The sequence below is a fragment of the Xanthomonas sp. NCPPB 1062 genome (assembly GCF_041481705.2).
Lineage (GTDB): Bacteria > Pseudomonadota > Gammaproteobacteria > Xanthomonadales > Xanthomonadaceae > Xanthomonas > Xanthomonas euvesicatoria.
The window spans coordinates 2,865,262-2,880,202 of the sequence record NZ_CM192987.1 but is presented as its reverse complement, the minus strand read 5'-3'; the positions used below and the strand labels follow the sequence as shown (position 1 = coordinate 2,880,202).

Below are 14,941 nucleotides of genomic sequence, written 5' to 3'. Positions count from 1 at the left end.
TGCCTTCGGCCTGTTGTCTGCAATGGGTTGAGCCTTGTTCGAATCTTCACCGCCATGTCGGAGCCACCATGAGCATCAGCAGCATCGCAAGTTCCGGAATGCAGGTCGCCGCGCTGCGCCAGCAGGTGGCGGCCAGCAATGTGGCCCGTCAGCCAGTGGACGGCAGCCCACGTCAGTCTGTCGCGGCCACGACCCAGGCCAATGGCGGCGTGGCGGCCAGTGTGGTGAATGCCAACGCCGATCCATCTGCGCCAGCCGGCGATCTGGTCGAAGGTCTATCGGCACGCAACGATTTCCAGGCGAATGCCAATGTGCTGCGGCGCGCCGACGAGATGCTGGGGAGCTTGCTGGATGTGGTGACCTAAGCAGTTCGAAGTGGATGAAAGCTGCCACCGACCCGTTGCCCCAGGGGCACGGGTCCCCGTTTGATGGCCCGCCCGGTACCACCTGGTGCGGCCCGGCCGCCATGCCGCCGTCGTTTCGCGTCGGGATGCGCTGCGCATACCTTGCTTGTAACGCCACCGCCGTTCGCGTTTCCAATGCAGCGCCTTCATGCGACTGCGCAGTGGAGCGGTGCCCTTGCGGCCGGTACATCGGCATTCAACGCCAACCCGCATATGGCCCCGGCCGTTCACACGATGTGCGCGCCGGTCAATCGGGTCGCAACACCTCCGTCAGGCGTGCACCGTCGGGCACGCCCAAGCCGGTATTGGCGTCCCAGCCGGTGGATGCACGGAAGCCGGCGTTATCGCCGGCAACGATGTCGCGGAATGCGTCCGGTCGACCGTACAGGCGCGGCAACACGAAATGGGGTTGCATGCGGTTTGCGCCGTAGATGCGTGCCAGCAAGGCCGCCCATAACGGCGCGGCGGCGCTGGTGCCGCCCATCACGGCCGGCTGCCCGTTGATCGACAGGTAGTAACCGGTCTGCGCGTCGGCATTGGCCGCCACATCGGGAACGCCGCGCATGCCCAGCTGGCGCGACTGGTGCCGTGCATCAGTGATGCGCAGATCCTTCTGCCAGGCAGGGCGTGCAAAGAACCTGCTTTCTCCCCCGCCGCCGTTCGCCCAGGCTTGTTCGTTGGCGCTGTCGGCCGTGACCTGGAGCCGAGTGCCGCCGCAGGCGAGCACGAACGGGCTGGATGCGGGAAAGCAGACATTCAATCCTGGCTGCCCGTCGCTGGCGCCATCGTCGCCAGCGGCAATGCATACGGTGATGCCCATCAGTGCAGCGGCCTGAAACGCACCGTTGTAGGCCTGGCGCGATTGCGGCGTCCATTGCGATTCGGTGAAACCCCAGCTGATGGCAATGACGCCGGGAGAATGCTCTGCATCGTGGATGGCGGCGTTGATCGCTTCCAGAAAGCTGTTGTCGGTGTTGGGCGCGAAATACACCACCAGTTTGGCGCCCGGTGCGATTGCCCCGGCAATCTGGATATCCATCTGCGCTTCGACATCGGCATCTGCATTGCCGCGACTGACGGTGTTGGTGGCCCCGGGCAACAGCACATCGACCAGTGTCGGCATGGGGACGCGCAGCTGCGCGAAATAGGCGGCCATCTGCGCGCGTGCATAGCCGCCGCCCAGCACGATGATGCCGATGCATTGACCCTGCCCGTCGTGCTCGGGAAAGCCGTAGAGCTGCGCCAGCTGCGGCGGGGTGTATTGCATGATCGGACCATCCTGACTGTCGGCCGGTGCAGTGGCCTGTAGCGCAGGCGGCGAGGATGCAGTCGCCTCAGGCGCGCTGGGCAGCGTCTGAGCCTGCGGGCGTGCGTCCAGCCCGAGCACGGCGGTGACGATGCCGCCCAGGGTCTGTGGAATCGATACCGGGCCGGTGCGTCCGCGATAGCGCATCGCACCATCGACATAGTCGCGCAAGCTGACCTGGAATGCGGCTTCGCATTGCTGCACGGTGCCCTCCAGGATCACGTTGCCGCTGTCTGCGTGCGCGTGCTCCATCGTCAAACCATAGCGGGCGGCAAAGTCGGCAACGGCCTGCAGATCTGTCGCACTGGCTGCGAAGCGTTCGCTGAACTCCGCGCGCGTGAGCGCAATCGGTAGCGTATTGGGCTGCAGGTGCAGCAGCGCATCGGCAGCGGCATTCAATGCCGGCATCCGCACCGCGAGCAGGACGCGCAGGCGTTCGTCCTGCGGCGGTTGTCCGGCCTCGATGGTGGAGGGGGCGATACGGCGCTCACTGCCAGCCAGGATCGTGTGCATGCGGGGGAGAACTCCATCGAAGTGGTGAGCCAAAGTGGGTTGGTGCAGATCCAAATGTAGCCGGCGCGTGCTGCGCGACCACCGCGGCACGCGCGGCTGCCAGTAGCACGGCAGTGTGCATTCAATGCCATGCGCGAGCTGTCTGTGCAGCGGGGTACCGCGTGCGATGGACTGCAATACGAAGCACGGACGCATCGATTGGTGGGCCACCGGCCAATGGCACGCAACGGCAAGCGGTTGCAGCAAGATCAGCATCGCCTGCCTGCGCCTCAGATCCTGCGACAGCGTGCCGCGTGGCCGCGTGGCCGCGTGGCTTGCGGCGCTGGCGGCCTGGCGCATCCAGGCGCCGGCGCGGACGACGGCGGGCGTCACTGCCTGGGCGTGATGTGCGGATTTCCGCACGGGTGTCCGACCGCTGTCACAAGACGTCGTGCATGAACGCGCGCACGATGGGCCACGATCATTCGAGGGAGCAACGATGGACCGTAGAACCTTTCTGCGTCAGGGCATGGCGGCCACCGCGGCGGTCGGTGCAGGTGCCGCGCTGGCAACGCCGGCCACGGCGCCGGCCGCGAGCACGCCGCCGGCGCCGACACTGCCCCGTCTGGAACCGCTGCCTTCGGCCGCGCATGTCGGTAGCGCGTTGTGCAGCTTCACCCACCTGCAGCAGCATTGGACCGTCTACGAGCATCTGGACGATGCGCAAGGCCAGCTCACGTTGTGGAGCGACAGCGGCATGCTGCGGCTGGACAAGCGCACCGAGCCGGCGTATCCGGCCGCGGGCACGCCGTATTTCGGGCTGCCGCTGGCGCAGGTGGCCATGGCCGAAGCCGACCTGCTGGCCGACCGCCTGCTGCACGATGGCGACCCGGACGAGGCACAGGTGCGCGAGGTGGCACCGCCGCCCGCCTCCTTGCTCGATCCCAAGGACAATGGCGGGCGCTGGCCGTGGACCACGTTCGTCGGTACACGCGAAAGCCTGGACACCATGCCCATCCTGCCCAACGGCCGCAGCCGCACCTCGCGGCCGGAACACGCGTTTGCCGAACTGGGCGAAGAGGCGCTGATCAAACGCCGCGAAGAGGGCATGCTTGGTGGCTGGATGCCGGCGGTGCGCAAGGTGATGCGCCGCGAGGGCGAGCCCGACAGCTGGTACGACATACTGGTGTTTGCCGACGTGCGGGCACGCGATCGCTTCGTGGTGCAAACCTGGCACCGTACGATGAAGGTGAAAGCCGGCGCCATCGTCGCGGTGCACTACACGCATAGCTACCCGGAATTTGCGCCCTCGCGCAGCGCCGCCACCGCCGAACAGTTCTACGCGGCACTGATCGATTTTGCTGCGTATTGGCAGCAGGCGCTGGACGGCACCGTGCAGGCGCAATTTCCCGATGCCAGCTGGAACGACATGGCGCAGTTCGCGTTTGCGCGCGAGCTGGTGGTGCGCCCCGGCGGCGATTACCCCAAGTATGGCGCGGTGGAACGCGACTACTACGGCAACGAATACGACGGCTTCCAGGACACGTTGACCAGCTCGCTGTATGCCAATCTTGAGTGGGGACGTTTTGCACAAGCCGCGGCGGTACTCGATAACTACTTCGATGAGTTCGTGCAGGACGATGGCCTGCCGAACATGCGCGGGCCGGAAGTCGGGCAGTTCGGGCTCACCTTGTCGTTGCTGGCGCGGTATCTGCGTTACACCGGCGATGCGCCACGTCTGCGCCGTCTGCTGCCTAAGATCGCCGCCACCGCGCAGGTGTTGTGCGCCTTGCACGACCAGGCGCTGGCATTGCCGCGCACGGCGCATGGGCATGGGTTGCTGCACGGCTGGAACGAATCCGATGCCTGCCTGTTTCCCGATCCATCGCGATGGTGGAAACCGTATTACGCCAACAGCGCGTTGACCATCCGCGGCTGGGAAGACATCGCACAGGTGTGGAGCGCACTCGATGGAGATGCTGGCCAGGCCACGCAATGGCAACGCCGCGCCAAGCAGCTGCGTACGCGGCTGGAAGCCAGCCTGCGTGCCAACGTGCGTCGCGACCTCTCCCCGCCGTACGTGGGCCCGTTGCCCGGTACTACATTGACCTTCCGCCAATCGTTGCTGCAGGAAAAGCCCAGCGAACAGCAATGGCCGCACCGTGCATATGCCGAACTGCTGCAGGCCGATGTGTTGCCGGACGATCTGGCCCACCTGGTGATCGATTGCCTGCGTGGCCACGGCGGCACCAGCATTGGCGTGGTGGCCAACATCGCACCGCCGGAGCCGGGCAGCCGCGATCTGCTCGGTTTCATTTCCTACGGCTACGCGCAACAGCTGCTGCGGCTGGATCGCATCGAAGAATATCTGTTGTTCGTCTACGCGCATCGTTATCAGGTGCACACGCGCGGCAGTTGGACGGCCGGGGAAGTCAGCGGCATCACCGGCGGCATGCCGTTGTTCTGCATACCGGCGCAGATGACCATCCCCTTGCTGCTGCGCTGGATGCTGGTCAGCGACGATGGCGCCGGCGATCAGTTGTTTCTCGCGCGTGCGCTGCCGCGCGCGTGGCTGGGCAGCGGTGCGCCGGTGGGCATCACTGCAGCGCCAACGCGCTGGGGCACGGTCACCTTGACGCTGCGCACCGAGACTGCGGCGCGTTGCATCCGTGCCGACGTGCAGTTGCCGGAACGCGCACCTGCACGTACCTGGCTCACCTTGCGCACACCCGCAGGCACACGCCTGCAGCGCGTGCTGGTCGATGGTAGACCGGCGCGAGTGCAGGGCCCGCATGCAGATCGGGTGGCCTTGCCTGGCGCTGCTGCACTGGTGAAGGTGCAGGCGTGGTACGCCTGACAACGGCGATGCGATGATCAGGCGTTGCCGTTGTTGCCGTTGTTGCAGTGTTGCTGGACAGAGCGCACCGCAGTGCCGCTTCGCTGTTCGCATGCAGGTGCTGTGGTCGATCACAGAGACCAGGGCACATCGCATGATCGTGCCGAGATGTCGCTGTTTGGGCAATGCAGGCATGCCCGAAAGCAGGCGCAAGCACGCGATTTTCCGCATGCGTCCCGCCTAAATTCGTCAAGACGGCGCAGTGGCGTTGTCGCAAGATTTTTTTAACGTAACGCGTGTGCCAAGCATGCGCTCTCAGGGGAGAGCGGTGTCGTTGCAGTTGCCGTCCTTGCATGCGGAGAGACCTGCCGTTGAGACGGCAGGCCGGTGCAGTCTCTGTCGTGATCGTTCCCTCCATCTGTGCGCCGCGGCGGTGCGGCTTGGCCGTGCGCGGTCATGCAGGAAGGTGGGCCGTACCCTGTGTCAGTACAAGGATTTCCGATGTCGTCCAGCCGCCCTGCTGTTGTTCCCAAACGACGCGTCTTGCAGACCACCCGGCTCGTCAACGCGCTGCTGTTTGCACTGGCGGTCGCCGCCGTGCCGGCCGCCGCGCAACAGCGTGGCGATGGTGCAGACGAAGCCACCCAGACGCTGGATCAGATCAACGTCACCGGCACCCATCTGCGCCGCGTCGACGCCGAAACCGCCAGCCCGGTCGTGGTGATCGACCGGCAGCGTATCGAAGACAGCGGGCAGAACACGCTGGGGCAGCTGCTGCAGCGCTTGCCGATGATGGCCGGCTTCCAGACCGGGCCTGCGCTCAACTCCAACTTCAGTCACGGCCGCGCGCTGGTGTCGCTCCGCAATCTCGGGCCCGAGCGCACGTTGGTGCTGGTCAACGGCCATCGCATGGCAGGGCCTGCCAGCAGCGTGGCGTCGGCGCCCGGCGTGGACGTCAACGCAATCCCCGCCGCGATGGTGGAGCGCGTGGAAGTGCTCACCGATGGAGCGTCGTCGGTATACGGCTCCGATGCGATCGGCGGCGTGGTCAATGTCATCCTCAAGGACAAGTACGACGGATTCGCCGCCACCGCGGACTACGCGCAGAGTACGCATGGCGATGCCAATCGACGCACGCTCGGGCTGGAATGGGGCAAGACCTGGGACCGCGGTGGGCTGATCGTGGGGCTCAGCCAAAACTCGATGAACCCGGTGTTCAATCGCGACCGCAGTTATGCGGCCAAGGCGGTGGAATATCTCGATGGGCAGGTCAGCGAGGTTCGCGGTGCCAACACCCGTGCCTTCCTGACCGACGGGCGCGTGCTGACGCCGGTGGACGGCGTCGCGCCGGGTCCGGTCGGCGAAGAGGCTTTTCGCCCCTACAATCGCGCCACCGACAGCTACAACGTCTACGACGCGCAGTACCTGATCACCCCGATCAAGCGCACCAATGCCTCGCTGCACGGCAGTTTCGACTTCACCCCCAGCGTGCAGGGCTACATGGACGTGTTCTGGACGCGCAGCAAGACGGTCTCGCGCTTGGATGCCTACGGGCTGGAAATGCCGGACGCGGTAGACAACTACTACAACCCGTTCGGCGATCAACTGGACGCCTACTATCTGCGCTCGCCGCAGGCCAACACGCGCGTCTACACCTCCACCATGTTCCAGACCAATGTCGTGGCCGGCGTGCGCGGGCGCGTGGATGGCACCAGCTGGCAGTGGGATGCGGCGGCCGGCTATGCGCGCTACAAGGACACCTTGGTGCGCACCGGCTTCTCGATCACCTCGGCGTTGAATAACGCGGTAGGCGCTTCGTTCCTGGACAGCGACGGGGTCGTGAAATGCGGCGCGCCGGGCGCCGTGATCGTCGGCTGCACGCCGATCAATATTTTCAACCCCAACGACCCGGCCACCATCGCCGCATTGCGTGGCACGCAGCGGCCGGTGGATCTGATCGACGAAAGCCAGATGCGCTTTGTCGATATCAGCGCCAATGGCGATCTGTTCAAGCTGCCGGCCGGAAGGGTGCAGGCGGCCGTCGGCCTGGTGTATCGCACTAACAAGTTCGCGCAGGGGACGACCAGCGACGTGGCCGCTGCCGATGCCGATGGCAATTGCGACTACAACGATGGCTGCATCCTCAAGCAGGGGCGCGAGGAGTCGGTCAGGGAAGCCTATGCGGAATTGCTGGTGCCGCTGCTGAAGGACGTGCCGTTCGCCAACGTGTTGAACCTGAACCTGGGCTCGCGTTATTCCAATTACGACGCCTGGGGCAATACCACCAACAGCAAGGTTGCGATCGAATGGCGGCCGATTGCGAATCTCTTGGTGCGTGCCACCGGCTCGCAGGTGTTCAGGGCGCCGGCGCTGGGCGATTTGTATGGCTCGCCCTACAACAGCGTGATCGACAACACCGGCGATTTCCAGGACCCGTGCACAGGCTTTACCGGCGCACCCAATCCGGCCTGCGCGAACGTGCCCAACGATGGCAGCTTCACCAACGCCGCGCAGTTCAACGTGGTGACCTCCGGCGCCAATAACGTGGGCTTCAAGCTCAAGCCCGAGCGTGGCCGCTCCTACAATGTCGGGTTGGTCTATGACCCGGATCAGGTGCGCGGGCTATCGCTCAACGTCGACAGCTGGCGGGTCGTGCTGGACGACATGCTGACCGGTGTCGGCTACCAGCAGGTCGTCAGCGATTGCTTCGACGGCAGCGAAGCGGCCTTCTGTCCGCTGATTCAGCGCGATGCCACCGGACAGCTGACGCGGGTGTCGGTGCCGTTCGCGTACAACAGCGGCAAGGTCGATATTCGCGGCTACGACGCCGGCATTCATTACACGTTGGCCGACACCGCCTGGGGCACGTTTGCGACGGGGCTGGATGCAACGTTCTTCTCCAGCTATCGCTTTGCGGGCGATCCGCATAATTACGTCGGCGAAAATTCCAGCTGGGGCAACATGCCGCGCTGGCGCGCCGTGGCCAATCTGGCCTGGGACAATGGCCCGTGGCATGCGAGCTGGAACGCCCGTTACCTGGGCCGCACGGTCAACGGTAGCCAGTACGAAAATTTCTGCGTCGACACCAATGCCGATGGTAGCTGCGCCTATTTCCCAATCGGCTCGGTGGTGTATCACGACGCCTCGCTGAGCCGGAAGATCGCATCGCTGCATAGCACGCTGGCGGTGGGCATCGACAACCTGGGCGACCGCAAGCCGCCACGGTTCTACAGCTACTCCAATGCGGCCAATACCGAAGCGAGCACCTACGACACGCTCGGGCGCTATGTCTGGAGCCGGCTGCGAGTGGAGTTCTAGCACGTCTAGAAAGGCAGCCGGCAGGGGTTAGGCAGAGTAGACGGTGCATCTGCAACGCAGTGGACGCGCGGGACATGCCGCATCGAGCGACGCTGCGTGGACCTGGCGGAGAGCTTCAGTTGACCTGCACGGCCTGCGTCAGCAGGTAGGCTCGCGGCCGGCGGTTCGCGTCATTTGCAACAGTCGGTGCGTGTGGTTGCGAAGCACGCACAGCGAGGTTCGCTTTGCATCGCTGCACTTCGTGTTGACGCGGGTGTCGCCAGCGCAAACAACTATGGTGAGACGGCTGCATCACATCGGTTTGCGATGCAGCGGGGAGTACCGCAGCTGTCTATCGTCCGATGCGCGCCAGCCGCCGCATCGATCGCGCTGTCTTGCACGTTAATGGGATGGATGTCATGAGGGAGTTACGCTGGAAGTCGTTTCTGGCGCGGCACCGGCGCTGGTTGCGCGTGACGCGGCGCACCGGCGTGGCTGGGCTGTTGTGGGCATGCATCATGCTGGGCTGGTCACTTGCAGTCGCACAGGAAGCGCCGATCGCCCAGCCCAACGCAATGATCGGCGAGCCGCTCTTCCGCGGCCTGGACCACCCGATGCCTCCCACCGCGGTGCCGTTTGCGCCCGGCGGACAACTGGCACGCATCTACGCGGCCGATGTCGCGCACGGGGCAGGGCAGGCGCCCGGCAACGATTTCTGGATCGACCGCCTGCTGGCCCGCGAGGGAACTGGCGGTGGTTTCGACGATCACAACGACTGGTTGTTTACCCGTGGCCGCGCCGCATACCTGAGCTATCACGCGCCAGATGCGCCGGGATTCGTCGGGCAGGTGGCGTATTGGCACTCCACCGATTACGACGCGCTGTTCCACATCCATGCCACGCTGGGCAAGCGTCATGTGCAATGGAAGGAGCGTGCGCAGCAGCGGCGGCAGACGCCGAGTTATTTCACGACGGTGTTCGAAGACGCCGGCGCCGGCGTGCGCATGCAGCTGGTCAAGTACATCACCGAGCAGAACGTGGCGGTGGCCAGCGTGGTGCTGTCCAGCCTGGACGGTGCGGCGCATACGGTATCGCTGCAAGCAGTCTCGCCGATCGCCCCGCACGCCGACGGCAATGAGCTGACCGGTGCATTTGACGCGTACAACCACATCACGACGGTCTTCCCCCGTCTGTCCGGCGATGGCTTCCATGTCGAGGGGCAGCGTCTGGTGCGCGATATCGACATCCCCGCGAGCGGCGAAACCGCGCCAGTCAAGGTGCAGCTCGGCATGCTCACCCGCGAGTTGCCCGAAGCCCGCGCCGAGTACACGCGCATTGCCGCGCAAACGCCGCAGCAGGCCTACCAGCAGCACGTGGCCAGCTATAACCGCTGGTGGGTGGACAACCTGCCATACCTGGACACGCCCAACGAGAACATCAGCAAGAGCCTGTTCTATCGCTGGTGGGTACTGCGCTTCAACTTCCTCGATGCCAATGTGCCCGGCAACGATTACCAGTTCCCGGTCGCCATCGAGGGTGTGCTTGGCTACGACAATTCCATCGTGCTGACCGCCGGCATGTTCCTGGACGATCTGAAATACCTGCGCAATCCGCTGTATGCCTATGGCACCTGGCTCAGTGCGGGCGAAACCGCCGGCGGTGGCAAGTACACCGACAACCCTGGCTCGCCGGAGAACTGGTCCAATTCCTACGCGCAATACATCACGGCCGCAGCATGGCGGTCGATGCAGATTCACGGCGGGCCGGCGACGCTGGCGGGCAAGCTGGCACGCTATGGCAGCGGTGACGTGGACGGCGTGCTGGCGGCCTACGATCTCAACCACAATTGGCTGATCGAATACGACTGGGCGGCAATGACCGGCAACGATGCCGATGCGGTGTCGTTCGATTGGGCCGACCAGCACGGCCAGATCCGCATGGACCGCACCGAGAGCGCCTACGTGTACGCCAATGCGCAGGCAGCGGCGCAGGCGGCGACGCTCGCGGGCGATACGGCGACCGCACAGCGCATGCAGGCCACCGCGCGCCGCATTCGCAAGGCGGTGCTGGAGGTGTTGTGGCAGGATCGCAGCGATGCCCCCGATTCGGTCGGCCTGTACGGCGATCTGCTCAAGCATCGCCAGGCCGACGGGCCGCGGCTGGCGGTCGATTGGAAGGAAACCAACAACTACTATCCCTTCAGCGTGGGCTTGATGCCCAAGCAGGGCGATGCCGACTACGATCCCAAGTACGTGCGCGCGTTGCGGCTGTTTGCCGACGCGGCGCAATACCCGCTGTTTCCGTTCTACACCGCCAACCAGGTGGACATGCAGGCGCGCGGCAGCGGCGCCGATGTGGGCAGCAATAATTTTTCCACCATCAATGCCACCGTGGCGTTTCGTTTGTTCGGCTCGGCCTTGCGCGATTACCCCAGCCCGTATCTGAACGCGCAGAGCTATCGCAAATTGCTCTACTGGAACGCCTGGGCGCCCTTTATCAACGGCGACAACCGCTATCCGGACCAGAACGAATTCTGGGCCAAGGGCACTGCTGGCCGCGGTGGCAAGATCGGCTATCGCTCCTGGATCCACCATACCCAGCTGGGCGCGACCAACTTCAGCATGATCGAGGATGCAATGGGTTTTCGCCCGCGCAGCGACGACAAGATCGAGCTGTATCCGATCGATATCGGCTGGGACCATTTCGCCGCCGACAATCTGCGCTATCGGGACCGCAACCTGAGCATCGTCTGGGATCGCGATGGCAGCCACTACGGTGGCCGTGTGCCGAAGGGCTACAGCGTCTATCTCGATGGCCGCCTGGCGTTCTGCGTGGATCGGCTGGCACACGTGATCTACGACCCGGCCAGCGGGCAGGTCAGTGCCGCGCCGGATGCGGTCAATCGCAATGGCGCAGCGCAAGTGCTCCAAGCCCATCCCGCGGCACTGGCGTCGATGACGCAGGTACCGTTCGCTGCGGGCACGCGGGTGGCGCAGATCCTGGCCAAGGCCGGTGTGGATGTGACGCTGCCGCCAGCGCATAGCCGCAACCTGGCGCAGGGGGCGCGTGTCAGCGCCAGTTTTGCCGCCGCCGGGTTGCCGGCAACGGCGGCGGTGGATGGCAGTACCGCCAGTCCGCCGTTCTGGGGCACCGCGGGCTCGCCGTCGGCCAGCGACTGGATCGCGCTGGACCTGGGCGGCACGCGCACGCTGGATCAGGTGGTGCTGTACTTCTATCGCAGTTCCTCGCCGGGCGGGGATCAGAATGGCTTTCCGTCCGGGACGCGGCCTGGCTACGCGGCACCGTGGATCTACGCCGTGCAATACCGCGATGGCAGCGGTGTGTGGAAGAACGTTCCCGGGCAGGTACGCGATGCCACGATGGCGGAGGGCAATCGCAACCGGGTGCGCTTCCCGGCAATCCATGCGGCAGCGCTGCGCGTGGTGGTGACGCATGCCGGTACGGCGCGCACCGGCATCAAGGAAATCCAGCTGTTCGACAGCGGTTTGCCGGCACCGGCGTCCGTGGGCAACACGCCGCCGCTGGTACAGGCATGGCAGCTGGACACGCCGGGCGCCGATGGTGCGGTGGTGGTGCAAGGGCGCGTTGGCGATGACGGCTTGCCCAATGGCACGCTGCAGGTGCGCTGGCGCGTGCAGCAGGCGCCGGAAGGCGGCGATGCCGTGTTTGCCGATGCCGCTGCGCTGCAGACATCCGTGCGTTTCACACGTGCCGGGCACTACATCTTGCGTCTGGCTGCGAACGACGGGGCGCTGATGGGGCATGCCGATGTGCAGGTCAGCGCACCGGCCTCGCGCCCGCTGCAGAGCATTTCATTGCAGGCCATGGCCAGTGTCAGTGCGCAACTCACCGGCATGCAGTACCGCGTGCAGGCCTTGAACGATGGGTTCATCCCGCAGGCAGGCAGCTTCCCCAGTGGCAGCCTGCGCTGGGGCAGCTATGGGCTCGACCAGCCGGCAACGGTGTGGTTGCAGTATCAGTGGCCGCGCCCGGTGCGGCTGTCCTCCAGTGCGCTCTACCTGTGGAACGACCAGCCCAACGGCGGAGTCGCCGCGCCTGCCGGCTGGAAGTTGCAGATGCTGCAGGACGGACGTTGGCAGGACATCGTCAGCAAGAGCGGCTACCCGATTGCGGCAGCGGCGACCGGCGCGGCGAGCACCGCCAGCTTTGCGCCGGTGGTCACCACCGCGCTGCGCGTGGTGTTGACGACCCAGACCACCGCCAACGGACACGCCGCCATTGGGGTGGACGAATGGCAGGCGCTGTCCGAGCTGCCCAAACAGGTGGAGGCGATCCATCTGCGCACGGCCCCCGGGCAACTGCCGACGCTGCCGCAGGAGATCACCGCCTTCTTTGCCGATGGCAGTGTGCTGCCGGTGGCCGTGCAATGGTCCGAGCTTGCCGCCAGCCGCCTGGGCCGCGAAGGTGCAGTGGAACTGCAAGGCCTGGTCGAAGGTGCGATTCCCGTCAAGGCCACCATCTGGGTGCGCGCAACGCCACCGGGGCAGATCAATACCGTGCAGCCGTTGCCGACGGTGATCGCGGTGGTCGGGCATGCACCGACGTTACCGGGCTTCGTCACGGTGCAATACAACGACGGCTCGCGTGAACGCTTGCCGGTGCAATGGCCCACGTTGCAGCCCGCGCGTTACGCACAGCCCGGCGAACTCCAGCTCACCGGCACGGCGCAAGGGCGTGCACCCACCGGTAACGTGTCGGTGCCGCTGGTGGTGCAGATCAAGGCGGCCGCGCCATGACGCGTACGTTCTCACGGTTGCTGGTGCTGACGTGCGGGTTGTTGCTGGCTGCCGCTCCGGCCTGTGCCATGCAGCCGCCGCAGGGAACGTGGTTGCATGCGCCGGGCAATCCCATCCTCGCCGATGGCAGCGAATATTCCGCCGACCCTGCGCCGCTGGTGGCCGATGGCAAGCTGTACATCATTGCCGGCCGCGACACCGCGGCTCCCAATCTCAATGCGTTCGTCATGCCTGGCTGGCAACTGTTCGTCAGCAGCGATCCGGCCAGCGGCGACTGGATCCACTACCGCGATCTGCTGCGACCCCAGCAGGTCTTTGCCTGGGCAGACAAGCGCTATGCCTACGCGTCGCAGATCGTGCAGGGCCCGGATGGGCGCTATTACCTGTATGCACCAGTGCAGCAGCGCGATTCGCCCAATGCCGACCCATTCGCGATCGGCGTAGCGGTGGCCGACAGTCCGCTTGGCCCGTGGACCGATGCGCATCCGCAAGGTCCGGTGGTCTCGCAGTCGGTGCCGGGCCGCAACGATATCCAGAACATCGACCCGACCGTGTTGGTCGACGATGACGGACGGGTGTATCTGTATTGGGGCACCTTCGGCGCGTTGTACGGCGTGGAGCTGCAGCGCGACATGGTCACTTTCAAGGGCACGCCGGTCCTGGTGGACACGCTGGACGGGTATTTCGAAGCGCCCTGGCTATTCAAGCGCAAGGGCACCTACTACCTGGCATATGCGGCCAACAACGCCGGACGTCTTTCGCCATGCACGCCCACGCTGTATCACGCCTGCATCGCCTACGCGAGCGCACCCACTCCGCTAGGGCCATGGACGTACCGCGGCATCGTATTGCCGCCGGTGTCCTCGACCACCTCGCATCCGGGCATCGTCGAATTTCAGCGGCAGTGGTATCTGGTGTATCACACCGCCGACGCACAGGGCGGCGGGCATTTCCGCCGCAGCGTGGCGATCGACCGGCTGGAATGGGACGACAGCACGCAGCCGGCCAGCATCCGCACCGTGGTGCCGACACGGCGTCCAACGCCTCCCGCGCCGCCCATGCGCAATCAGGCGTCATCGGCCTACGCCACCGCGTCCAACGGTCCGGACATTCCGGTGCAGTACTGGATTGCCGCGCTCAACGACGGCGTGGTCAAGGCCAATCCATTGCCACCGGAGATGTGGGCCAGCTGGACGGACAACAATCCACCGCAGCAATGGCTGCAGTACAGCTGGGCGCAACCGATCACCGTGGACCGCACGCGCATCGTGTTCTGGGCCGACCACCCGGCCGGTGCCGACGTCGGCGTGGCACCGCCAGCGCGTTGGCATCTGGAATACCGGAACGCTGGGCGATGGCAGCCCGTGCAGCCGCGCGATGGGTATGGCACGCGTCCCGATCACGAAGAAGCGGTGTCGTTCGCGCCGGTGACAACGCGCTGCGTGCGTGTGGTCATGGACGCCTCTGGCAACGCGGCCAGCTATGCCGCGCTGGCAGTGCAGGAATGGGAAGTGCTGGCACCACAGCCACAACGCCTGCCCTCTGCCACGGCCCCTGACAGCAAGCGTTGCGATGCGCCGTGAAGCAGCCGACAAAGTGCCGCATGCGGCAGTCGAACGTTGGCTGACGGTGCGCAGGCAGTGGAGTGCACCGGTGGGGATGACACATCGGCTTTTGCGTACTGGCCGCGCGTGCCTTGCGAACGTGTCACAAGTGTTTCAGTCGCGCTGACGTGAATGACCACGCATGGCCAGGAGATGTGGCGCACGCGTGCAGCCGTCGCGTCTGCTCTACCCGACGGCCTGCCGCACCGTCCCTGGTGTGTGTC

6 protein-coding genes are annotated in these 14,941 nt (G+C 65.4%); 5 read left to right on the top strand and 1 reads right to left on the bottom strand.

The window, feature by feature from the left end; all coding sequences use genetic code 11:
• Nucleotides 1-68: 68 nt before the first annotated feature.
• A complete protein-coding gene (locus ACCQ16_RS12590) occupies nucleotides 69-365 on the top strand; it encodes a flagellar basal body rod protein FlgC (RefSeq protein ID WP_031423173.1) in 297 nt (98 codons plus the stop codon).
• A 286-nt stretch (nucleotides 366-651) separates the two neighbouring features.
• Here ACCQ16_RS12590 and ACCQ16_RS12585 read toward each other — a convergent pair whose 3' ends face one another.
• Nucleotides 652-2,223: a S53 family peptidase gene (locus ACCQ16_RS12585; RefSeq protein WP_277572683.1), complete on the bottom strand. Its 1,572-nt coding sequence runs from the start codon at nucleotides 2,221-2,223 to the stop codon at nucleotides 652-654.
• Between the two features lie 478 nt (nucleotides 2,224-2,701).
• Here ACCQ16_RS12585 and ACCQ16_RS12580 point away from each other — a divergent pair, with 478 nt between their 5' ends.
• The 4 genes from ACCQ16_RS12580 (at nucleotide 2,702) to ACCQ16_RS12565 (ending at nucleotide 14,696) form a co-directional block, all read left to right on the top strand.
• The gene (locus ACCQ16_RS12580; protein ID WP_277572684.1) at nucleotides 2,702-5,059 is read left to right on the top strand and encodes a glucosidase family protein; all 2,358 of its coding nucleotides are present in this window, start codon (nucleotides 2,702-2,704) and stop codon (nucleotides 5,057-5,059) included.
• Between the two features lie 480 nt (nucleotides 5,060-5,539).
• Nucleotides 5,540-8,356 carry a TonB-dependent receptor domain-containing protein gene (locus ACCQ16_RS12575; RefSeq protein ID WP_277572685.1) on the top strand — a complete coding sequence of 939 codons (2,817 nt, stop codon included), beginning with the start codon at nucleotides 5,540-5,542 and terminating at the stop codon, nucleotides 8,354-8,356.
• Nucleotides 8,357-8,754: 398 nt separating this feature from the next.
• Nucleotides 8,755-13,113, top strand: coding sequence for an Ig-like domain-containing protein (locus ACCQ16_RS12570; RefSeq protein WP_277572686.1), 4,359 nt, complete (start codon nucleotides 8,755-8,757; stop codon nucleotides 13,111-13,113).
• Nucleotides 13,110-14,696, top strand: a complete 1,587-nt coding sequence (locus tag ACCQ16_RS12565) for a family 43 glycosylhydrolase (RefSeq protein WP_277572687.1) — start codon at nucleotides 13,110-13,112, stop codon at nucleotides 14,694-14,696. Before ACCQ16_RS12570 ends, ACCQ16_RS12565 begins: the two co-directional genes overlap by 4 nt.
• Nucleotides 14,697-14,941 lie beyond the last annotated feature (245 nt).